Origin of the sequence: Lysinibacillus sp. FSL K6-0075, from assembly GCF_038592945.1 — a bacterium.
In the GTDB taxonomy this organism is placed as follows: Bacteria; Bacillota; Bacilli; order Bacillales_A; family Planococcaceae; genus Lysinibacillus; species Lysinibacillus fusiformis_F.
The window spans coordinates 297999-319883 of the sequence record NZ_CP151947.1 but is presented as its reverse complement, the minus strand read 5'-3'; the positions used below and the strand labels follow the sequence as shown (position 1 = coordinate 319883).

Annotated in this window: 21 protein-coding genes and 2 riboswitches; of the genes, 7 read left to right on the top strand and 14 right to left on the bottom strand. The window is 36.0% G+C overall.

Translation table 11 applies throughout. The features are described 5' to 3' along the window. Window positions 1-19 precede the first annotated feature (19 nt). On the bottom strand, window positions 20-970 hold the full coding sequence (locus MHB65_RS01505) for a GGDEF domain-containing protein (RefSeq protein ID WP_342442262.1): 951 nt from the start codon (window positions 968-970) through the stop codon (window positions 20-22). After that, complete coding sequence (locus tag MHB65_RS01500; protein ID WP_205446534.1) at window positions 948-1829, bottom strand: EAL domain-containing protein; 882 nt, start codon at window positions 1827-1829, stop codon at window positions 948-950. The genes MHB65_RS01505 and MHB65_RS01500 overlap by 23 nt, the downstream gene beginning before the upstream one ends. A gap of 295 nt (window positions 1830-2124) precedes the next feature. On the opposite strand from MHB65_RS01500, the gene MHB65_RS01495 reads away from it, so the two are divergent. The 4 genes from MHB65_RS01495 to MHB65_RS01480 all read left to right on the top strand — a co-directional run bounded on the left by MHB65_RS01495 (window position 2125) and on the right by MHB65_RS01480 (window position 6039). Continuing rightward, entirely contained in the window at window positions 2125-2310 is a 186-nt protein-coding gene (locus tag MHB65_RS01495) for a hypothetical protein (RefSeq protein ID WP_205446533.1), read from the top strand. Next, window positions 2300-3718, top strand: coding sequence for an amidase (locus MHB65_RS01490; protein WP_342442261.1), 1419 nt, complete (start codon window positions 2300-2302; stop codon window positions 3716-3718). Before MHB65_RS01495 ends, MHB65_RS01490 begins: the two co-directional genes overlap by 11 nt. Before the next feature lie 160 nt (window positions 3719-3878). Then, window positions 3879-5039, top strand: a complete 1161-nt coding sequence (locus tag MHB65_RS01485; RefSeq protein WP_342442260.1) for a PucR family transcriptional regulator — start codon at window positions 3879-3881, stop codon at window positions 5037-5039. A gap of 103 nt (window positions 5040-5142) precedes the next feature. Continuing rightward, window positions 5143-6039, top strand: coding sequence for a DMT family transporter (locus MHB65_RS01480; protein WP_205446530.1), 897 nt, complete (start codon window positions 5143-5145; stop codon window positions 6037-6039). Between the two features lie 34 nt (window positions 6040-6073). Here MHB65_RS01480 and MHB65_RS01475 read toward each other — a convergent pair whose 3' ends face one another. Beyond that, window positions 6074-6643, bottom strand: a complete 570-nt coding sequence (locus MHB65_RS01475; RefSeq protein ID WP_342442259.1) for a YitT family protein — start codon at window positions 6641-6643, stop codon at window positions 6074-6076. Between the two features lie 181 nt (window positions 6644-6824). On the opposite strand from MHB65_RS01475, the gene MHB65_RS01470 reads away from it, so the two are divergent. Continuing rightward, window positions 6825-8114, top strand: a complete 1290-nt coding sequence (locus tag MHB65_RS01470; RefSeq protein ID WP_342442258.1) for a DUF2252 family protein — start codon at window positions 6825-6827, stop codon at window positions 8112-8114. A 617-nt stretch (window positions 8115-8731) separates the two neighbouring features. Here the strand turns inward: MHB65_RS01470 and MHB65_RS01465 are convergent. Then, window positions 8732-9253 carry a DUF2179 domain-containing protein gene (locus MHB65_RS01465; RefSeq protein ID WP_004227692.1) on the bottom strand — a complete coding sequence of 174 codons (522 nt, stop codon included), beginning with the start codon at window positions 9251-9253 and terminating at the stop codon, window positions 8732-8734. 211 nt (window positions 9254-9464) lie between these two features. On the opposite strand from MHB65_RS01465, the gene MHB65_RS01460 reads away from it, so the two are divergent. Then, on the top strand, window positions 9465-10376 hold the full coding sequence (locus MHB65_RS01460; protein WP_342442257.1) for a hypothetical protein: 912 nt from the start codon (window positions 9465-9467) through the stop codon (window positions 10374-10376). 22 nt (window positions 10377-10398) lie between these two features. Here MHB65_RS01460 and MHB65_RS01455 read toward each other — a convergent pair whose 3' ends face one another. Then, complete coding sequence (locus tag MHB65_RS01455; RefSeq protein ID WP_342442256.1) at window positions 10399-10785, bottom strand: DUF5071 domain-containing protein; 387 nt, start codon at window positions 10783-10785, stop codon at window positions 10399-10401. A gap of 135 nt (window positions 10786-10920) precedes the next feature. Continuing rightward, on the bottom strand, window positions 10921-11967 hold the full coding sequence (locus tag MHB65_RS01450; protein ID WP_342442255.1) for a DUF3883 domain-containing protein: 1047 nt from the start codon (window positions 11965-11967) through the stop codon (window positions 10921-10923). A gap of 244 nt (window positions 11968-12211) precedes the next feature. Between MHB65_RS01450 and MHB65_RS01445 the strand changes: the two genes are divergently transcribed. Beyond that, on the top strand, window positions 12212-12841 hold the full coding sequence (locus MHB65_RS01445) for a hypothetical protein (RefSeq protein ID WP_342442254.1): 630 nt from the start codon (window positions 12212-12214) through the stop codon (window positions 12839-12841). A 209-nt stretch (window positions 12842-13050) separates the two neighbouring features. On the opposite strand, the gene MHB65_RS01440 is transcribed toward MHB65_RS01445, so the two are convergent. The 8 genes from MHB65_RS01440 to MHB65_RS01405 all read right to left on the bottom strand — a co-directional run bounded on the left by MHB65_RS01440 (window position 13051) and on the right by MHB65_RS01405 (window position 21719). Then, entirely contained in the window at window positions 13051-13458 is a 408-nt protein-coding gene (locus MHB65_RS01440; protein ID WP_342442253.1) for a helix-turn-helix domain-containing protein, read from the bottom strand. A 431-nt stretch (window positions 13459-13889) separates the two neighbouring features. After that, a complete protein-coding gene (locus MHB65_RS01435; protein WP_342442252.1) occupies window positions 13890-15188 on the bottom strand; it encodes a nucleobase:cation symporter-2 family protein in 1299 nt (432 codons plus the stop codon). After that, window positions 15188-15772 carry a xanthine phosphoribosyltransferase gene (locus MHB65_RS01430; protein ID WP_205446513.1) on the bottom strand — a complete coding sequence of 195 codons (585 nt, stop codon included), beginning with the start codon at window positions 15770-15772 and terminating at the stop codon, window positions 15188-15190. The genes MHB65_RS01435 and MHB65_RS01430 overlap by 1 nt, the downstream gene beginning before the upstream one ends. A gap of 135 nt (window positions 15773-15907) precedes the next feature. Next, window positions 15908-16009, bottom strand: a riboswitch (purine riboswitch). 164 nt (window positions 16010-16173) lie between these two features. After that, on the bottom strand, window positions 16174-17997 hold the full coding sequence (locus MHB65_RS01425) for an APC family permease (RefSeq protein ID WP_205446512.1): 1824 nt from the start codon (window positions 17995-17997) through the stop codon (window positions 16174-16176). Window positions 17998-18115: 118 nt separating this feature from the next. Further along, window positions 18116-18265: riboswitch (cyclic di-AMP (ydaO/yuaA leader) on the bottom strand. A gap of 190 nt (window positions 18266-18455) precedes the next feature. After that, window positions 18456-18980 carry a PepSY domain-containing protein gene (locus MHB65_RS01420; protein ID WP_342442251.1) on the bottom strand — a complete coding sequence of 175 codons (525 nt, stop codon included), beginning with the start codon at window positions 18978-18980 and terminating at the stop codon, window positions 18456-18458. Window positions 18981-19070: 90 nt separating this feature from the next. Then, the gene (locus MHB65_RS01415) at window positions 19071-19742 is read right to left on the bottom strand and encodes a PepSY domain-containing protein (protein WP_342442250.1); all 672 of its coding nucleotides are present in this window, start codon (window positions 19740-19742) and stop codon (window positions 19071-19073) included. Beyond that, window positions 19739-21034: a HAMP domain-containing sensor histidine kinase gene (locus MHB65_RS01410; RefSeq protein ID WP_342442249.1), complete on the bottom strand. Its 1296-nt coding sequence runs from the start codon at window positions 21032-21034 to the stop codon at window positions 19739-19741. The genes MHB65_RS01415 and MHB65_RS01410 overlap by 4 nt, the downstream gene beginning before the upstream one ends. Next, a complete protein-coding gene (locus tag MHB65_RS01405) occupies window positions 21024-21719 on the bottom strand; it encodes a response regulator transcription factor (protein ID WP_342442248.1) in 696 nt (231 codons plus the stop codon). The genes MHB65_RS01410 and MHB65_RS01405 overlap by 11 nt, the downstream gene beginning before the upstream one ends. Between the last annotated feature and the right edge of the window lie 166 nt (window positions 21720-21885).

Below are 21885 nucleotides of genomic sequence, written 5' to 3'. Positions count from 1 at the left end.
TCTAGCATTAAGCACTATGTTAATGGACAAAGTAGGTTTGTTGTTTATTAATGAGGTAACAGCTACCTGCGATTTTTTTACACTGCTTTTTCACATGCGTGACTGCATTGGACAATTGTTCGACAGAGTCAAAATACTGATATTCATTCGTAATTACGGCAATGGATAAGGATGTGCATGTTAAAGGTTCCAGTTCGCCTGATCTATTAGCTACCTGAACATATGCTAAATCCTCTAACTCATAAAAACTAAGTATGTTGGCATCAAAGTCATCTATGATCTTTTGACATATCTTTTCTGCCTCGTAATACGGCAGAATGGCCACAAAATCATCTCCACCAATATGTCCTAAAAAATCTTCCACCCCGCATATATGTCTTTTAAGTATATCTGTTAAATACCGTAAAATTTTATCCCCTTTATTAAAGCCATATGTGTCATTGTAGGATTTAAAATGATCTAAATCAAAATAGATTAAACTATATTGTGATAGCTGTAATGCTTCCTCTAACTTTTCATCGATTAATTTATTGCCAGGAAGACTACTTAATGGATTCAGGAAGCTTGCAATGGCTACCTGTGTATCTACAAGCTTTAACAATAACTCTCGAATACTGACCATGCCATAATATAGATTGTTTTTCGTGACGATGACATCATCATATAAATCCTCAGGAGGTCTAGCCATAGCTAATGTACTAACCTCTGTAATTGGTGTATTACGATCAACGATTAAAGGATTTTTCTTCATCATCAGCTGATTTTGTCGTCCCATTAATAAATGATAGCCATACCGAGTACCAATTTTTTGATAGAAATGTGTGCGTGTAATATGTCCAATTGGTTTTTCATCACGCACGACAACAACGCTACGCAATGATGGATTACTCGTAAAAAGTACATCTACGTCTTTATTTTTCACAAATTCATCAATACACGGAACTTTCTCAATGACTTCCCCTATCTTCATGGTCACCCACCCTTATTTTCCCCATATGTATTTCTTTTGCGGGCTTTCCTATCGCATAACCCTGTGCATAATGAATGCCAATACGATGCAAATAATCAAGCTCCTCCTGCCGTTCAATCCCTTCAGCGATGATTTTAGTATTGACCTGTTCAGCATATTTCATTAACAATGTGACGAGCTGCTGTTGCTCACTATTTTGGTCAATGAATTGAATCAATGAACGGTCTAGTTTAATGAATTCTGGCTTTAAATAGATGAGCGTCTTCAAACTATTATAGCCCGACCCTACATCATCTACTGCAATGCGATAGCCCTGTGATCGATAATGTGATAATACACGTTCAAACTCCACAAAATCTATTACAGCACTCCGTTCAGTTAGTTCAAAAACGACTTGCTGAGGTTTAATACCAAGCTCCTTTAGTAATTGTAGCGTTTCTCCACTGTGGTATTTTTTATCTAATAAAACATTCGGATGTATATTAAGAAATACTAAAAAGTTTTTATTCGCCAAATCTTTGTGTAAGCGTTCCTTGAAACGTTGTAAGGAAAGATTTCTACAAAAACATTCAAATAAAAACACGCAATCTGTTTGTCCTACAAACTCATAAAACTGATCTACACTATTAAATAATGTTGAAGGTATTGGTCGATTTAATGCTTCAAATCCCATTGTTTGCTTCGATTGTAAATCTACAATCGGTTGAAAGTATGTATGTAAATCATTATGCTGAATAATTTGTTTCAATGCTTTTAAACGTTTCATAAATAACGTATTGCTTTGATGTTGCCCATATAAATATTTTATAAAAGAAAATATATTACTCGTTTTTATGCTTTGGCCCACAGCAGACTCCATTCTCGCACCTCTTCAATTGGTTATTATGGTTCATTGTACGCTTTGATTGTAAACAGACTGTGAATCGTATGTAAAAAGAGCCAGTTCCAGCAATAGGATTTAATAAAATACTTGTCTAGTAAATATTTCTTAATATTAAAACGATTACAAATAATTTATTTGATATAAATTATTATTAGTGTATGATTGTAATAATAGGTTTATATTACCTATTATATTTTTTTGCGTTTTTACTGTATCGATCTTAATAGGGAAACCTATTTAGATAAAAATTATTCAAGGGAGGATCCTGTTAATGAGCTTGTCTATTCAACAATTATTGGAGAACAAAGGAATTACACCGAAACCTGAACACCTTGAACTATTATTAACACGCTGGGAAGGTATGCAGTCACTTCGTAGCAATTTAGAAGGTATTGCGATTGATGATGCAGATATCGCCGTACGTAGTATTCCTGGAGGTGATCACATTGACAACTGATTTACATTTAAAATCTGTTGAAGAATTGGCACCTTTACTTGCATCAAAGACGCTATCTCCCGTGGAATTAACGAAAGCTATTTTAGATTTTGCTGAGGAAAGTCAGCCTAAAATTAATTCCTATATGGCTTTCTATCGGGAAGAAGCATTAGCAAAGGCAAAAGAAGTTGAACAGGAGATTCTCCAAGGTCATTATAAAGGTATGTATCATGGAATACCTATGGCCTTAAAGGACAACTTGTATTTTAAAGATAAAATAACAACGATGTCCTCAAAAATTCATAAGGACTTCGTTTCTGATTATGATGCGACAGTGGTTGAAAAGCTTCGTGACGCTGGTGTTATTTTCACTGGTAAATTAAGCATGCATGAGTATGCTTGGGGAATTACCAATAATAACCCTCATTACGGCCCTGTTCGCAACCCATGGGATTTAGATAAAATTCCTGGAGGTTCAAGTGGAGGCTCAGGGTCGGCTGTTGCGGCTGGAGCAAGTGTTGCTTCACTAGGTACGGATACAGCAGGCTCCATTCGAATTCCATCCTCTGCTTGTGGCATTGTTGGTTTGAAACCTACACACGGTCGTGTAAGTAAATATGGCTGTTACCCACTCGCTTGGAGCTTAGATCATATTGGCCCAATGACTAAGACAGTCAAAGATGCAGCGGGCTTGCTTGAAGTCATTGCTGGTTTTGATCATCGAGACCCTACTTGCATTGATGTTCCAACAGACAACTACGTGCAGCAGCTTACTGGCAATATCAAGGATTTAGTGATTGGTATCAATGAAGAATATTTCTTTAAAAATGTTGATGCTGATGTAGAAAAGGCTGTTCGAGCAAGTATTCAAAGCTTAGTAGACCAAGGAGCAAAAGTGGAAGTAGTACGTATTCCTTCCCTACAATATGCAGAATGGGCAGAGCTTGTGACGTCCCTTTCAGAGGCAGCAGCTATACACCATTCAGATTTACAAAAGAGACCACAAGATTTTGGTGACGATATTCGCCTACTATTTGAGCTTGGCGAATTGCCTTCTGCAGTCGATTACTTGCAGGCTCAACAGGTACGTCGTCAAATCAAGCAGGAGTTTACAGAGATTTTTAATGTGGTAGATGTGCTCATTACCCCTACCCTACCTGTTGTAGCTAGTACAATTGGGGATGATTTTGCAGAGTTAAACGGTCAAAAAGTAGATTTAATTGATAATATTATCCGCTTTACAGGCCCTAGTAACTTAACAGGCTTACCTGCCCTTTCGGTTCCTTGTGGCTTTAAAGGAAACTTACCAATAGGTTTACAAATTATTGGTCCAGCCTTTAAAGAAGGACGTATTTTAAATGTAGGGTATGCAGTTGAGCAAACAAATTCACAGAGAAATAGAAAACCAAATATTTTTGCTAATATCTAAACGATAAATGCTTGAAATCTGCTCACTTCACGGTATACCGCTGAATGAGCAGATTTTTTGTGGTGGATACCCATTGGCATTAATACTAATGGTTTTTTATGAACAAGTAATTTTATAATAGAAACTAGAAGCTTACTACAGGAAAGGCAATGATGCACTCATGAATGTAGAGAATTTTTTACAACTACCTATTACAAAAGATTTCACTGTTGTTGCTGGTCACAATGGCTTACATAAAGCTGTTCAAAATGTAGAGATTTTAGATTTTGAATTTTCACCTGATATACACCATGTCAGAGATACTGTCTTTACACCCAACAGTGTTGTGTTAAGTAGTTTATTATTTGCAAAGCAAGAGCCTGAGTATTTATTAAATGCTGTTAAAAATCTAATTGAGCTTGGGGCGAGTGCTTTAGCTTACAAGCCTGTTATTTTTAAGGAATTACCTGAAGAAGTTTTGTCGTATGCGGAGCAGCAAAATTTCCCTATATTGCGCTTTGGTGGAGATGAGTTTTTTGAAAAAATCATTTTAGAAACGATGGCCTATGCTAAGACACAGGATTATTCCTACTTTTTAGAGACGATCTTACGAAGGTTAATGGAGGAAGATGTAACACAGGAGCAAATCAAATCCATTTTACAACAGCTCAATAAGCCCTTTGAGAGATATGTATTTATAGCAAATTTACGAGCAAGTGACACAATCCATCAAAGCTGGATGCAATCCTTTTATTCGTTGGAGCCACTATTAAAATCAGGTCTGATTTGTTCCTATAAACAAAGCCTTTTTATCATCATGACAAATCCATCTCAGCAGTTCCAATTTGAAAGGGTATTACATGAATGGCTAACATTATATGCCATTGCTACTGATACATTCACGTTCGGTTATAGCAGTTGCTATGATACCCAGACAGGATTCCCAATGGCATTACGCGAAGCTTTTTTTGCCAATATTTTCGCTGGAATCGATAAGCTACCTAGCTGTCATTATAAGAATCTCGCATCCGATTGTTTATTAATCGAGTTGTACCGTAAAGATGCAACATTCTCAATGGACTATGTTACCTCCTTTTTAGCCCCTTTACTTGATGATAAGGCTGATCCAGATTTAATGGAGACCGCCATAACCTATATCATTAATAAAGGAAATATTAAGGAAGTTGCTGTAGCACAATTCTGTCATCCAAATACAATCCGCTATCGCATGGCTAAAATCCGTCAGCTAGTAGCACCCATAGATAATGATTATGTTTTTTATGAACGCCTAGCTGCAGCCGTTAAATTGTACTTATTACATAGCAAAATGAACAGTGACTAATCGCTTTGGAATAAGTACAAAAAAACGCCTGAATATTTAGAAATAAAATCAAATTCTTTTCTTCCCTCTTATGCTATTCTATTGAAGTTAGGAGGAAGAAAACATGAAAACTTACATAGCTGATGGCATGCTATTAGTGACTGCAATCGTGTGGGGTAGTGGGTTTGTTGTAACAGCCATTGCCTTAGAATATTTAACAGCTTATCAAGTAATGGCTGGTAGATTCTTATTAGCTTCAATTATATTAACCGTTTTATTTGGCTCCCGCTTAAGAAAGGCTTCGAAATCAGTGGTTTGGAAGGGAGCTTTATTAGGTACGATTTTGTATATAGCGTTTGCCCTTCAAACAGTTGGACTTCAATATACAACACCATCTAAAAATGCCTTTTTAACCGCAGTAAATGTTATTATTGTCCCTTTAATAGCGTATGCCGTTTATAAACGTCGTATCGATGGTTACGAAATCATTGGGTCAATAATAGCGATTGTCGGTATTGGCTTTTTATCATTACAAGGCTCATTAACAATGAATATAGGTGATGCCCTATCATTAGCTTGTGCGGTTGCTTTTGCATTTGATATCTTTTGTACAAACCTTTTTGTTCAAAAGGAAGATGCCATTGCTCTAACCATTATTCAGTTTCTCACAGCATCCCTAATAGGTGTTCTAGTTGTCATTAGCCAAGGCGATATTCCTACGTCCCTTGAAAAAGAAGCAATCTATTCTCTTGTTTATCTAGGGATTTTTTCTACAACAATAGCTTATCTTTTCCAGAATGTGGCCAATCAATATACAACTGCCACAAAGGCTGCAATCATACTATCAACCGAATCTTTTTTCGGCATGGCTCTATCCGTTATCTTCTTGCATGAATTGCTAACAAGCCGTATGGTCGTAGGCGCAGTACTTATTTTACTGGCTATACTAATTGCCGAAGTGAAACCCGCACATCCAAAAAAGAAGCTACTGAAAGCACTCGATAATCAGACCCCCAAATAGTTTCAGTTTATACTGGAACTATTTTTTACGTTTATTAAACTCGACTAGTAATAATGCTTGTCGTAATACCCACTACTAGCACTGTAATAATGGATAATAGAAAGGTCGAGGTAGATAGGAGGAAGCCGCCTATAATAATTACGATGGAATCAATAAAAAATATTAAGATCCCAACATTGATACCCGTTTTATCACAGATAAATTGCGCGATTAAGTCTGTCCCCCCTGTGCTTGTCTGAAAACGCAGCATTAGACCAATGCCAAAGCCTACAAGTATTCCTCCAAGAATGGCACTATAAAGCGCGTCAATTTGCACAAGATTGCGGACAGGCTTTAACAAATCGATAATGAAGGAAGACGTTATTAAACCGTGTATACTATTATAAAAATAGGTTTTATATTTAAACCAAGCGATAATAAAAATCGGAATACTAATGATAATAATCATTAAACCAATTTTGAGTTTATATAAATAGTGTAATATTAGCGCTAACCCTACTACTCCCCCATCTAAAATTTCATATGGCGTTAAAAATAAGTTTATTCCTAACGACAATGAAATACTTCCTATTATAATGACAAGACTTTTTGTAAAGAAATACATACAACCCCCCTCCGTGTCTATGCATGTCTTATAGTATGAAAATAGGTTATCGAACATGTTATGAAATAACCTTAGATGATTAGCCATTTTTATCGAGTACATTTGCTAAATTTCTTCGAAACTTATTCAATTTATTTCCGTATATACAGGTAAATTTTAAATTAACAAAGGAGATTATAATATGGAGCATGCTTTATTGGAGCAAGTGAAACATACTAGAACTTTTTTAAGACAAGAACAATTAGAAACAATCTTTGAAGAGTTTGATGTTCAACGAATGCGTTTAACAGAGGTACAGCGTTTGGAGAAATACCGTAAAATGCTTGAAAGCCCATTTCGCTTTTTCCGCGGAAGTGCCTATCTATTTTATTTTGATATGACAAAATCCGCCTCAATCTTCCATACTCCTGATAGAAAACCGACTTGGATTCAAGGTGACATGCATATGGATAACTTCGGTGCTTTTCAAAATGAAGCAGGCGCCATTGTTTTTGATGTCAATGATTTCGATGAGGGCTATGTCGGCTCTTATTTATACGATATTGTTAGAATGAGTGTTAGTATTGCGCTCTATTTAGAGGAACAAGGCTTACATAAGGCAACCCAAGAAACGGCTATTCAGCATTTTCTTAACAGTTATATTGATCAGCTAAAACGATTTGAGCGTAAACAGGATGATCCTCTAACACTTATTTTTACAAAAGACAATACAAAAGGACCAGCAAAGAGGTTATTGAAAAAGCTTGAGAAACGCCAACGATCTTACCTTTTACAGGATATTACGTATCTCAATGAAGATGGCGAACGCGCTTTCTTATGGAATGAAGAAATTCAACCAGTCACTGCTGAGGAATACAGTGCCATTTCAAACGCACTTTCTACATATAAAATTCGAGACATAGCCTATAAGTATGGCTCTGGAACAGCTTCTATCGGTTTAAAACGTTATTATATTTTAGTAGAAGACGAAAAGAGTGCATCAGGTGTCGATGATTTAGTGCTAGAAATGAAAGAGGTACGCACAGCCATTCCTGCCTACTTCCTCCCTTATCAGGATCTATTTTGGAATCACTACGAGCACCAGGGAGCACGAGTAGTTGGAACTCAAAAAGCCATGCACCATTTAGAGGACCCACATTTAGCCTTTATCACGATGAATGGACAGGAATTTTATATTCGAGAACGTTCTCCCTATAAAAAGAAGATTAAGCCTAAAAACTATAAGGATGTAGAGGATTACTTTACAACAACATCACTTATGGGACAAATTGCTGCTAAAATACATGCCCGAGCTGATATCGATTATTCTCATGTTTTTACCTATCACAGCGAGGAGGAGATTTTAAAAGCGATCGGCAAAGAACGGAATGTATTTATAGAACATACAATTTTACAAGCAATGAGCTACAAAGAAACCGTCTATACAGACTTTGACTTATTTAAAAATTGGGTTGAAACAAAATTTATGTAACATGTAAAAAAGGACCTTCGCTTTTAGCGAGGGTCCTTTCTTAGTGTTGAAAAACAAAATAATCAATTGAAAGGTAGAAATGGATTTCCGTTGCAGGCTACTTGCTTTCCTGTGGGCGAGCGCCGAATCGCTTCCTCCGCTACCGCTCCGTGCAGGGCTTCGCCTGTCTCGCTATCCCACGGGAGTCAAGTAGCCTTCCACTTCAACCCACTGACTTTTTAGCAAAGGTTTTCAAATAAAGTGAAGGTGTTCACTACTCTTTAGGAAGAGGTGTTGTCACGCATCACTTCCCCAATAAAAGCTTATCCCCTATAAGAATACAGATAATGGGCGATTTGATCGCTATGCTACTATGAAAAAAAGTAAAGACACTTTGCAGCATGGTTGATTGGAGTGGAGCCAGCGTCACTCCTAGGGGATTTAGCGTCACAGAGGAGACCCTGGAGCGAACGTTAGTGAGGGAAGCGGCTATCATCGGACGCCCTCTGGAAAGGACGCTGGCGGAACGGAAATCAACCCCTCACCTTGCCAAGTTGCTTTTTCTGCCGTTGACATCCTCTTTTTTCAACAACATGAAAGGACCTTCGCTTTTAGCGAGGGTCCTTTCATATTGAATATTATTTTTGCTTGGCTTTCATACGAGCAAGTAAAAAGCCGCCTTTAAATGACTTAGGCTCATACGAGATAATAAACGCATTCGGCTCGAATTGCTCTACTATTTGAAAGAGCTCCCCTTCACGATTCCTCTTCGTTAAGATTTCATATTTATAGCGGTTACTATCTCGCCCTTCTCCGATATAAATCGTGACGGCAAATCCTTCATTACGAAGAAATTTCACAAGCTCTTCATTCTTATTTTGCGTATTAATGGTTGTATAAACATAGCCTATCGCTAGCTTTCGTTCTATTTTTGCTCCTAAAAATATACCTAATCCAAACCCAACTGCATAGACAACCATAGATAACATACTTTGCTTCCCACTGAAAACGAGTGAAAGGCCAAATACATACACCAACATCTCCAGCATACCAAATATCGCTGCAAGGAATGTGATATTCTTTACCAAAAATATTGTTCGTAATGTTAAAAAAGGTACATATACTAATTGTAGGATTAAAATTAAAACGATACTTTGCATTTGTACTAGACCTTTCTGAGAGTAGTTTTATATAAGTATATGTTGAAAGAGAGAGTTACATGCTATTTCAACAATTCTATTTTTAAATTCCCCTTTAATCTAATGTTAAACATTCCATATGACTATCTATAGTTATTTTAAAAAAATAAATTTCAACTAATATCATAATCAATAGTTAAAAACATACAATTCTACTTGAGGGGTGACTATTATGAAAAAAACCTTAATTGGTTTTATTACTGCCACTACAATTACAGCCATTATCATAACGACAAATCTAGATAAATCAAGGTCTGCTCATTGTGAAGAAGAATTGGAAATGGCTTTAGTTAAAAGTATGGAGGAAACTAAAAAGGAAAATGAAAAGATTAACGAGGTATTAAGAAAAATTTCTCAGGAGTTTAATAAAAATGGTTTCGTTCAAATAGGGTTTGATTTTTCCCCTGATGACCGTGTATTTACTATTCAAGCCAAAGATAAGGATTTTATTGATAAGAATAAGAGTATTATTGAAAATATCATCTTAAATATAGCAAAAGAGACGGATTACAAAAACTTCAAAGTGGAATACATTGCATTGGATGGTTATGAATTAAGTGAGGAAGATGGTAAGCTAAATGAAGTACTAAAAATAACCTTAGATTTATTAAAAGCGAATGGTTATGATAAAACCAATTATTCATTAACTATTGACCCGAGTAAGGGAATCATTATTGAGGTAACGAACGGGGAATTGATAAATAAGAATGAAATAGAAAAGCTTATCGCCAATTCAGTTTATTCTAATACCAGCATGAACTTTAAGGTTTTTATTAAAGAAAAAAGCAAAAGTAAAATCAAAGACCAAGAATGGCAACCTGTATTTAGTGCAATAAGAGATGAAACTAAAAAAGAATTCAAAGAATATAGTGGTTTCGCCTATTCATTTCATCCTGAACCCTTACAAATTATTATTAAAACGGACTTAGAAAAGCCAAAAGGGTTTTGGCAATCTAATAAAAAGGTAAAGCAGCTAATAGATTATGTGGATAAGATAATAGAATTGAAAAGAGAAGAACTATCCATCGAGGAAATTCCATATGAAATTATTATACGTGACAAAAATAATAACAAACTAAACTAAATATTTCTCTACATACTATTTTTTAGATTGTCTCCAAAATTTCTTTTGCAATTTCATTCATTTCTTCTGCAAGTTCATTCTGTGTAGGTCTTTCAGCCACTTTTGTTAAATAATCTTTAAACTGAACTCTTGACTCTACTGGTAATTCAATAACTAAAAAGTTTAAAATAAACCATTTCCAGTTATCGTCATCTGAAGATAAGACTTCTTGCACATGTGGCATAATTTCTTCTGGAAAAGTTAAAAGTAACTCTAATACACTTGGGGCCACTGGCCAATTCATATCTTGAACCCATTCAAGGAGGCTAGGCAGTAAAGGTATTATTTTATCTCTCTCCATTTTCTTAATCATTTCTACTCTCGCATTATCAGATTTATGTCTTGGCAAAAGATCTTCAAAGTTTTCCATCTGCATCTCTCCTTTATTTAATTATACATGGCAATCTTAAAAAAATATCCCTCCTTTTGATTTCAAATAAAAATATCCAACACCTATGATCAAGATGTTGGATGTTTTATTTAAGTATGAAATTGTTTGCATAAATTATATATATACTTCCATGGATTTAACACGATTTAAATTTTCAATGATGTTTGCTAATGGGAAGTTTTCAAGAATTACTGTTGGTGCTTTCCCTCTAATTAAATTACTCAAATAATTGACTTTTATAACATAGTAATCTTCAGCATATATTGCCATTTCTTTTAGTTCATTTCGTGAAATAAAATAATAGCCTGCATTATTAAAATTTGTTTTAATTTCTAATTTAAAGGTTTTACACTTAGTAATAACACGTATATCATGTCCTAATGATTTATCAATGAAATTAGCCGTGTCTTCCTTATAATTATCGTTATCCCATTCCACACTCAAAATATCATCAGGATTTTTAATACCTAATTCAGCAAATAATTCAACATTACGTTCATTCAATAAGTTAAATACGTACTCTTCACCCATTAAACCTAGTAACTTTTGTTTTTTTTTACTTAATAAGTTCACTTCTCTTTCCGACTTATTGGATTTTGAACTCAAAGACTTTTTACCGTCTCCCTCTTCCCGCTTTCTAGTAATTACATTAGCGGAATTTGGTAACTCAATCTCTTTTTGATTCAATTTATCAAATAAATCTTCGACTAAAGAATTTAAATCTACTTGTGCTATTTCTAGTTCACTTTTATTTTCCTTAATTACTAATGAACCATCATTCCTCACTTTTAAGTAAGTACCTCCACAATGATTTTTGATAATTTGGATTAGTTCCTCTTCCTCGATTAACTTCGGACCTAATTTCGTTCGTGTTATACGTTCGTTAAGAATCCACTGCCTAAACATTTCATAACCGTTATGGAAGATTCTATTCGGAACACTCGGCAAAATGCTATTTAGTTTTTCACGTTTGAATGTTAAACGCAACTTATTTTCTAACACAAAGACACTTTCAAATTCTACAATCAATTCAAAATCAGGGTCGTTCCAATTTTTTTCTCCTATTGTTAAATCAACATACTTAGCACTCAGTACACCTATCGAGTCGATCACTTCGTATTCTTCATTATCCCTTGTAATAAAACATACATAATCTCCCACAGACATTGACTCGAAGTTCTTTTCATTCTTATCCCCTAGTCGGAATGCCCAGTAACTAACATTTAATTCATTTCCATCAAATGTTCTACGATTTAAAATTAACGTTGCATGTTCATAACTTATAAGTTTTTACACTACATGAGTATAAATTTTGAATTTTGGATTAAAAAAATGAAATATTTGTTGCTTTACTTTAAAATAGATTGAAAGGTTACTAAATTTTAACAGAAAAGGAGAATTAAAAGTGAAACGTAAAACCAGTTTTTTTGTTGGATTAATTTTATTATTGTGCATAATCAATACACCTGAAGTAAGTTCAAAGGCATCAGAAGGATTATCTCAAGCACAAAAAGAGCAGTATTACCAAGAATACTTAAAAATAGGAGAAGAATTACGAGAAAAATATCCTGATTCACTACCTTTTAAGGTAGACGAAATTGAAGAAATTAAAGATAAAGATTGGGTGGTATCGAAAGAATATCGAAATAAAATCATCCCTATCATCACTAAAGAAAAAGGGATCGTTGATTTACCTTTTGTCTCTTTTGATGTTCAGGCACCTTCTAAATATCAACAAATTCTAAGTAACGATACTGTACTTGCGAATATTGTTATTACTTCTACTGTTACAGTTTCTTATGATTCTGATCTAGGACAACCGGTTATTGAAGATATAAGCAATGTTAAAAGTTACACGATGACTGGCTTTACTCATTGGGGACAAGTAAGTTCTAATTTCTTTAACTTAAATAACAATAATAATCTGACTGTTTTGGGTAATTTATCAGTCGGTAAAGCTCTCTTCCCTAATATTATAGAAGTTTCTTATAGTTTTAATAAATATGGTTTTATTCAATTATCAAATTTAGAGTGATACAAATTATAAGACATAAAACACTAAAAATTCTTAAAAATTCAGATTTTTTAGTGTTTAACATATTTTTTTCATTGATGTATTGGATAGCCCAGCTTGTTTTACCACTTCCCATAATCGAATCGATAATGCGTATTTCCGTATGTGTAGATTTCTTGCTTAGCATTTATACGTTATCTCCTTTTCCATGTGTTTGTGTAAAAATGTTCTTACATAGGGACACTTGCATAATTCACATGAAAAAGGACACGTACTGAATACCTTTTTTTATAAATGAATCTTATACCATCTAATACCCCATCCCCCTTTGTTTCCATAGTTCTTGTAACGATTGGTTTATCGTTAATTTTTAAAGAAAGTAAATTATTTATATACTTACTAACTGTTTTTCTATGGACACCAATTCGTTCGGATAATTGCCTTTGTGTTGGGCAGCATTCTCCTTTCTCATTGACGTATGAAATAAGTGCCATAAGTGTAGCAAACTCTTGTACCCCAATCTTTGCGATTAGACCATTGTTTAAAATATTGGCAATTACTTTGATGTAGGTTTCTTCGTGTACCTCACCTCTAGCCAAATCAGTAACCATTTCATGTTGTAGTGTTATTTTTTGCATACTAAATCAACCTTCTTTTCTGTTATTAAGGGAAATAAATATCTCCCTAAAATTACACTTGCAAGTATCGTCAGAAATAGTACATATAAATAAAAAAGCCGTCCGATTATCCGAACGACTTTGCAATAAATAACACTTTTTAAGTTATAATCAGTAATCTCTAACCAATTTGTGAAAAAGCGATAATGTTCTATATACGTGACTAGTGTTTTTTCTCGAATATTTTCAGTCTTTTTAGCCGAATAAAAATAGTCATAAGCCTGCTGTAGAGTAAGTGATTCAGTATCATCATTTGTATCATTCCTCAATAGGTACCCCTTTTTCCGCATAAAAAAATGCCACCTCCTCAAATCTATAGCAATAGATAAAAGCAGGTGACAATATTGTTTTAATTAAAAATGGAGCACTTAGATGATTTTTAATATTTTTCTTTACACTTCCCCATGCATCGGGTCTTTTTTATGCTTCGGCCCAATCATGTTGAATAAAATATTAAGGATAATCGCTGTAACCGAACCACAGACGATACCGTTAGATGTTAGAAGAGAAACACTTTCTGGTAGTGCATCAAAAATACCAGGAACAACGGATACACCAACACCCAAACTTACTGCCACAGCAGCAATCATCGCATTTTCTGCTGATTCATTCATAACTGGTACAAGCATCCCCATACCTTGTGTAATCACCATTCCGAACATCGCAAGCATCGCTGCACCTAGTACGGATGTTGGAATAATCGTTGTTAACGCTGCGATTTTGGGTAGGAAGCCAAGTGCTACTAGTAAACCACCTGTGATGTAAATGACTTTACGGTCCTTAACGCCTGACATACGCGTAAGTCCCACGTTTTGTGAGAATGTTGTGTATGGGAAGGCATTGAAAATACCACCGATTACTGACGCAAGACCTTCTGAACGATAGCCGCGAGCTAAATCTTTTGAATCTAATTTTTTATTACAAATATCGCTTAGTGCAAAATAGACACCAGATGATTCTACTAGGGATACCATTGCTACAAGTGTCATTGTAATAATTGCCGTTACATCAAATGTTGGCATTCCAAAGTAGAAAGGTTGTACCATATGAAGTGCATCGGCTTCAGAAACCGGGCTAAAGTCAACTTTCCCCATGAATGCACCTAAAATTGTTCCTACTACTAATCCAATCAGAATAGAAATGGCACGAACAAAGCCTGTAGAAAAACGATAAACGATTAAAATGATAACCAAAGTAATAAACGCTAAAGCTACATTAGAGGCAGAGGCAAAATCCTCAGCACCTTGTCCACCTGCCATATTGTTTAATGCTACTGGTAATAAGGAAATACCGATAATCGAAACAACTGACCCTGTTACGACTGGTGGGAAGAATTTCACAAGCTTACCGAAGAAGCCTGCAATAATCATTACAATTACACCAGAAGCAATAATAGAACCATAAATGTCCGTAATACCTTGGTCTGGGTTTGTACCTATCGCAATAATTGGACTTACTGCTGTGAATGTACAGCCAAGCACTACAGGTAAGCCGATACCAATGAATTTACCTGAATAAACTTGTAAAAGTGTAGCGATCCCGCACATCATAATATCAATCGCTACTAAATACGTCATTTGTGTTGAATCAAAGCCAATTGCCCCACCGATAATCAGTGGCACTAAGATGGCTCCAGCATACATTGCAAGTAAATGTTGAATCGCTAGCGCAGACGATTTAAAGGTATTCATTACGCGCGAGCCTCCGTAGCAAATGTTACTTTGCCATCTTCAAGAGAATCTACAATTGCTAATGACTCAACGCGAACACCTTGCTCACGCAATAATTTTCCGCCATCTTGGAAGCCCTTTTCAATAACAATTCCAACTCCCACAACATTCGCACCTGCTTGTGCAGCAATATCAAGTAAGCCTTTGACAGCTTCACCATTGGCTAAGAAATCATCTACAATTAAAATATTGTCATCTTCACTTAAGAAATTACGTGAGACAGAGATCTCATTTGTTTCATTTTTTGTGAATGAATGTACCTTTGATGAATAAAGGTTATCTGAAAGCGTTAATGATTTACGTTTACGAGCGAACACGACAGGCGCGCCAATTTCTAAGCCTAACATGACAGATGGTGCGATACCTGAAGATTCTATTGTTAAAATCTTTGTAATGACTTGATCAGAGAAACGATTTGCAAATTCGTGACCAATTTCCTTCATTAGCATCGGATCAATTTGATGGTTTAAAAATGAATCAACTTTTAATACGGATGAAGATAATACTTTACCCTCTTGTATAATTTTGTCTTGTAATAACTTCATTTCTTTCATATCCTTCTTTCGTAAAAAATTATAAAAAAACGCTGAATACTTTGATTCCATTCTGCTACGAGTGGAGCAAAGCATTCAGCGTAAAAACGTCGAAATGAATAGAAAACATCATTAAAATTGAAGCTCTCTAAAAGCATTGCTACCCATAGTCGATTCATTTACGGTAAATCGGTAGAAACTCGCGAGCCCTATTCTCGCTATTATATGAGTGGATTTGTATGAAACTATCAGAATAACCAATTTATCACTTTATTCGGCAAGAGCTACTATCTCTCACTAAAAAAAGTTTGATTTTTCGGAATTTAATGGTATTCTGCAACTTTTTAATTGTAAACGTTCGTGTTTTCAATCAACGTACTGATTATAACAGACTATTTTCTAGCTTGCTAGCATTATTTTGATAAATGAAAAGGTACTGTCATAATGACGACATTTCTGTGAAATAACAGTGTCGTACGAATGAGAAGACTCGATTGGTTGTGTAGCATATGGTGCCACCCTTTTTTCGGTAAAAATTGAGGGATAACAACCGTTACTTTATGACCTGTCTTCGTACATTGATGTTCAACTTTATCAATAAATTTAATCAATGGCTGTGTAATGCTGCGATATGGTGAATAGTAAGTAACTAACCGTACATCCGGTTGCCATGCGTTCCACTTCTCTTCAAAGGCTTTTGCATCTGCTTGATCGAAAGCTACATAAAAGGCGATCACTTTATCCACCTTAAGTGATTTAGCATAATGTAGGGAATTTTCAACCACCTTCGTTATCCCAGCTACTGGCACAATGAAAACATTCCCCTCAATAGTAGCCAGCTCCTCATGATTCAATCTTAACTGTTCTCCAACGGCTTGGTAATGGTGCTTAATACGATGGAATACAAAAATTATAATTGGTAAAAAGATAAACACAGGCCAAACTTGAGGCATTTTTGTCACAAAAAACATCATTGCCACGATGAAAGAGATAGCTGCTCCTATTGTATTGATTGTAAATCTCGCTACCCAACCTTTTGGTTTTTCGCGCCACCATTTTCGCATCATTCCCGTTTGCGCTAATGTAAAGGGAATAAATACCCCTACTGCATAAAGCGGAATTAAATGCTCTGTGGCCCCGTCAAATAGTATAATTAAAACAATGGCTGCAACACCTAGCATTAAAATGCCATTTGAATAGCCAAGACGATCGCCTCGAATTTGGAAGATTCTTGGGATAAAACCATCCTTCGATAAATTCACAGCAAGCAATGGAAAGGCTGAATATCCTGTGTTTGCCGCAAGTACTAATATCATTGCCGTAGTTCCCTGTACAATATAATAAAGGAAATTGCGACCAATACTAGCTTCTGCTAGCTGGGATACTACTGTTGCTTCTGCTGTTGGTGCAACCCCATAAAAATAAGATAGGCTAACAATCCCGATGAATAAAACGGCTAAAATGGCGCCCATTGCTAAAAGCGTTTTAGCAGCATTATTAGGGGCAGGATTTCTAAAATTAGGAATTGCGTTAGAAATAGCCTCTACCCCTGTTAAGGCTGAGCTTCCTGAAGCGAATGCCTTTAATAAAATAAATAGGCTAATCCCTGCCACTGGTGTGCCAATCTTTGGATGTAGCTCTGCTGGCACCTGCCCAGTTGCCACATTATAAAGTCCAATCCCAATTAACAATAGCATAACGCCTACAAATAGATAGACTGGATACGCCAAGATAGAGGCTGACTCCGTTACACCTCGCAAGTTTAAAATCGTTAAGAAAATCACAAAAATGATAGCAATGGGTACATTGTAAGGGTGAAGACTTGGGAATGCCGATGTAATGGCATCTGTTCCTGCCGACACACTTACTGCTACCGTTAAAATATAATCAACAAGCAAAGAGCCCCCAGCTACAAGACCTGCATTCACGCCTAAATTCTCTCGTGATACGACATAGGCGCCTCCCCCATGTGGATAGGCGAAGATAACCTGACGATAGGATAAAATCAGTGCCACAAGTAGAACAACCACTCCAGCGGCAATAGGTAAGGAATACCAAAATGCCATTGTACCTACCGTCATCAGGACAATTAAAATTTGTTCTGGCCCATAGGCTACTGACGACAACGCATCAGACGATAATATGGCCAATGCCTTTGTTTTACTTAGCTTTTGTTCCCCTAACGCATCGGATCTTAATGGTTTACCGATTACATAACGTTTGAATGAGGATTTCATTGATAAACACCTTCTAGTTTCATAGAATGTGTTTCGCCTTTCTAAATAACATCAAAAAACGCCTACAAGTCATCACTAAATAAGACTTGTAGACGCTCATCCGTCTGCCAAGCTCCACTTTTCTGCTCTTAACGCTTACGAGGTTAGCTGTCGGATTCGGGCCTGAGTAGCCCTACTCCTCCAAATGGAAGAGATTCACCCCAAGAATGGCTATGCCATCCGTCAAAATTGGTTCCCCCGCGTCTAGTTGCTTCAGCGATTTAGAAATTTGAAACTTTTATAATGATGTCATATTACGCCTGCCGATTAAAAAAGTAAAGAAGAAAATTTTTCTTTTTTTTGAGCAAAAGCATAGGTTTAAAATAACCGCTTCTTAAATAAAATTTCTTGAATACCCGCAGTATATACAACAAAAACTGCCTTAAAAGTATGTTCTACCTTTAAGACAGTTCATTAAATTAGTCATCATAGCCTTGTTCAAAGTCGATAATGTTCCCAGAGACTGCATCTACTTCTACTTCGTATTCATATTGACCGTCTTTCAGTTCAATTTCATATACACCATCATCGAGCTTAATTTTTGTCACTGTGCCCTTTGCTTTCGTTTGGGCTGTCTTGATAGCCTGCTCTTTTGTAATTATTTTTGTTGTCGTAGTGGTAGTTGGAATTTGATCATCCCAATCATCATCATCTAGACGTTCTTTTTTCTGTTTGAGTAATTTTCCACTAAAAGCATCAAACTTTAAATCATATTCTTCTGTATCTGTATGCACCTCTACTTCATAAATAGAGCTAAACTGGTTTTGGTCAAATTCGATATTTGCCACTGTACCATCAACTACTGCTAGAGCTTTCTTCTCAATTTCCTGCATTGATAAAACCTTTTTTTCTTGGGCATTTCCTGATAATAAAGTCGTCGAGCCAATCGCTGCTCCCACCCCAAGAGTAATTACTAGTGCTGGAATCATAATCATTTTTTTCATGTTCATCTCTCCTTTGTTTTATCTAAACTTAGCTTACCAAGTGAAGATGATAGAACTATAAGAGGAACATTAGAATTTCATGAGAATGATTTATTGATCGTCATCCCATGTAACAGACAACACCTTCCCTGAAACAGCATGAATTTGAAAAGTAGCCTCGTCCTCCTGTGTTTCGATTTCAACTAAATAGTAACCACCCTCTGAGGTTTCCTCAAAATCAACTGAATCCACTTCACCCTTTAATTGCTTAAGAGCTATTTGAATGGCCTGCTGTTCAGTAATAATAGGCTCTTCGATAGATTGTCCTTGTAGTTCAACCTTTCTCTCTGTCAGTACATCACCAGTATAACCATCAAGCGTTAAATCCTTTTGTATTTTCTCATTTTCAACACGCACAGTATAAATTGAATCTGTTAGCATAACACTTTCTACATCACCATATTCCTTTTTAACCATTTGTCTGATCTGCTTTTCTGTTAACAGTAATTTACTTTGTCCTTCTTTCATTATTAGATCAGTCACCTGCTGTGTCGTAACATCAAGTATGGCTGCATATTTAACATTCTCCCGCGTAAATAGCATTTCAAAGGTATTTCCTTGTTTCTTCACTTGTGTAACATGACCATTATAGATTGTTTCAATATGGCGAACAGCCTCCGCTTCACTAAGAGGTTGAACGTAAAAATAACGATTTTGAATAAACCAAATTACTCCACTACAAAGAAGGATAATAACAACAATTATTAATATCCACTTTTTCATTGCTGTTCCTCCTTTGGTATATATAAAGTAAAGCTTGAGCCTTCCCCTAGCTTACTTTTCACATCTATCGTTATGCCTAATTGTTGTGCCAGCTCATGTGCTATTGCTAGCCCTAGCCCTGAACCGCCTGTCTTACGATTACGATCCTCTGTTACACGATAAAAACGCTCAAACAAATGAGGAATATGCTCTGCAGGAATACCCATACCAAAATCTTGGATGGTAATACGTACTTGATTAGTTGTTTCTGTGGCTAGAATACGTACTTCATCCTCACTATATTTCCTCGCATTATCAAGTAAAATAAAGAGTAGTTGCTTCAATATTTTTTCATCACTATAAATAAATCTTGGAATCGTCGCATCCATTCTAAATGTTCGATGATATGCCTGCTCCATTTGTGAAGCTACTTTATTTAAGAACGGGGCAAGCTCTAGCTGCTCGAAATGAACGTCCAAATGCTCATTATTTTTAGCTAGTTCTAGCAATTGCAGCACCATTTCATGCATACGAGATGATTCATTAGCAATGGCTTGTAAGGATTCCTGAGCAACCTCCCGATTATCAAAACCTCTTCTTAGGAGTAATTTTGCATAGCTTTCAATAACAGTTATAGGTGTTTTCAGCTCATGGGAGGCGTTTGATACAAATTCTTGTTGCTTTTGATAATGCTGCTCAAGCTTCTCCATCATCATATTGAAAGTACGATTAATATTTGTTAACTCGTCTCCACCTTTTTCTGCGATATCTATTTTTTCATATTTCCCAGTAGATGCACTTTTGCGCATGGTCTCATTTAAACGTTCTAGCGGTAATAAAATAAGACGCCCAAGTACTAAGCTCGCTAGGAAAATCGGAACTGTTGCCATAATCGATACAACAATCAATATGACCTTTAACAAATCTAATGTCCGCTCTACTTCTTCCATAGATTGCTGTAATGTTATGTCCACAACCGTTCCGTCTATCCAAATAGCAGGCATTGTGTAGGTAATAGAAGGACCTTCTTGCATTTCAAGAGTAGCCTGAACCTTTGTTTTCAAACGCTCACCTTCATAAATATAGACAGCGCCATCTGTTGGCATATACGCTCTTAATACTTGCTGTAGGTTGGTTTGTGCATTTAACTGACTCAGTGTAGCGCTTAAATCATTTGCCCGTGTCTGGAGCTGATTATATTCCGTATCATAGGCAAATTTCTCATACAACAAATAAATTCCACTATTTGTTGCCACTACTATAACTAGCATTAGCAATGTTGTTAGTAGATGAATTTTTGTTTTAAGTCTCATAACTGTGTTCCTTTAGCACATACCCAACACCTCGAACCGTTTGAATAAGAGGTGTAGCATTGGCAGCTTCAAGCTTTTGACGGACATAACGTATATAAACATCCACAACATTTGTATCCCCATAATAATCATAGCCCCACACAGCCTCTAGTATTTGCTCTCTTGTCAGTACTTGTTTGGGATGTTTCAGTAAATAGAACAGCAAATCATACTCACGAGGTGTCAGCTGAATTTCCTTATCAAAATAGACAACTTCCCTTGTTTGCTCGTTTATCGATAAATGGCCAAATATAAGGGCAACTTGCTTTGGACTGACCTTCTGCGAAAATCGTAAAGCATTGCGAATACGTGCCAGCAGCTCCTCAATTTCAAAAGGCTTTGTCACATAATCATTGGCTCCTAAATCCAAGCCCTTTACCTTATCCTCTACCTCGCTTTTGGCAGTCAACATGATAACAGGCGTCTGGGATTCTGTTGCACGAATCCGCTTTAGCACATCAATACCGCTCATCTCAGGTAGCATGATATCAAGTAAAATTAAATCCCATTGCTGCTCACGGTATTGTAGTAAGCCTTCTGCTCCTGTATGGGCCATTTCTGCCTCATACCCTTCAAATTGAAGCTCCAGTTGTAGCACTCTGGCAATATTTTCTTCATCTTCAATAATTAAAATTCGATGCGTCATGTCGAATCCGTCCTTCGCCTTTTCTTTTCATCGTATACGATACAAGTGGTGAAAGTCTAATTAGAAAATGATGAGAATGACACATACTTATAAAGAAAGATAAAACAAACTACTTCACTTTTTTTATTCCTAGCGTTAGAATACTAATATCTTATTTTCCTATAGG

What these genes read in the sequence shown, in the direction of transcription:
- MHB65_RS01505 (WP_342442262.1), bottom strand. Translation starts at nt 970, where the DNA reads ATGAAGATAGGGGAAGTCATTGAGAAAGTTCCGTGTATTGATGAATTT.
- MHB65_RS01500 (WP_205446534.1), bottom strand. Translation starts at nt 1,829, where the DNA reads ATGGAGTCTGCTGTGGGCCAAAGCATAAAAACGAGTAATATATTTTCT.
- MHB65_RS01495 (WP_205446533.1), top strand. Translation starts at nt 2,125, where the DNA reads ATGAGCTTGTCTATTCAACAATTATTGGAGAACAAAGGAATTACACCG.
- MHB65_RS01485 (WP_342442260.1), top strand. Translation starts at nt 3,879, where the DNA reads ATGAATGTAGAGAATTTTTTACAACTACCTATTACAAAAGATTTCACT.
- MHB65_RS01480 (WP_205446530.1), top strand. Translation starts at nt 5,143, where the DNA reads ATGAAAACTTACATAGCTGATGGCATGCTATTAGTGACTGCAATCGTG.
- MHB65_RS01475 (WP_342442259.1), bottom strand. Translation starts at nt 6,643, where the DNA reads ATGTATTTCTTTACAAAAAGTCTTGTCATTATAATAGGAAGTATTTCA.
- MHB65_RS01470 (WP_342442258.1), top strand. Translation starts at nt 6,825, where the DNA reads ATGGAGCATGCTTTATTGGAGCAAGTGAAACATACTAGAACTTTTTTA.
- MHB65_RS01465 (WP_004227692.1), bottom strand. Translation starts at nt 9,253, where the DNA reads ATGCAAAGTATCGTTTTAATTTTAATCCTACAATTAGTATATGTACCT.
- MHB65_RS01460 (WP_342442257.1), top strand. Translation starts at nt 9,465, where the DNA reads ATGAAAAAAACCTTAATTGGTTTTATTACTGCCACTACAATTACAGCC.
- MHB65_RS01455 (WP_342442256.1), bottom strand. Translation starts at nt 10,785, where the DNA reads ATGGAAAACTTTGAAGATCTTTTGCCAAGACATAAATCTGATAATGCG.
- MHB65_RS01440 (WP_342442253.1), bottom strand. Translation starts at nt 13,458, where the DNA reads ATGCAAAAAATAACACTACAACATGAAATGGTTACTGATTTGGCTAGA.
- MHB65_RS01435 (WP_342442252.1), bottom strand. Translation starts at nt 15,188, where the DNA reads ATGAATACCTTTAAATCGTCTGCGCTAGCGATTCAACATTTACTTGCA.
- MHB65_RS01430 (WP_205446513.1), bottom strand. Translation starts at nt 15,772, where the DNA reads ATGAAGTTATTACAAGACAAAATTATACAAGAGGGTAAAGTATTATCT.
- MHB65_RS01425 (WP_205446512.1), bottom strand. Translation starts at nt 17,997, where the DNA reads ATGAAATCCTCATTCAAACGTTATGTAATCGGTAAACCATTAAGATCC.
- MHB65_RS01420 (WP_342442251.1), bottom strand. Translation starts at nt 18,980, where the DNA reads ATGAAAAAAATGATTATGATTCCAGCACTAGTAATTACTCTTGGGGTG.
- MHB65_RS01415 (WP_342442250.1), bottom strand. Translation starts at nt 19,742, where the DNA reads ATGAAAAAGTGGATATTAATAATTGTTGTTATTATCCTTCTTTGTAGT.
- MHB65_RS01410 (WP_342442249.1), bottom strand. Translation starts at nt 21,034, where the DNA reads ATGAGACTTAAAACAAAAATTCATCTACTAACAACATTGCTAATGCTA.
- MHB65_RS01405 (WP_342442248.1), bottom strand. Translation starts at nt 21,719, where the DNA reads ATGACGCATCGAATTTTAATTATTGAAGATGAAGAAAATATTGCCAGA.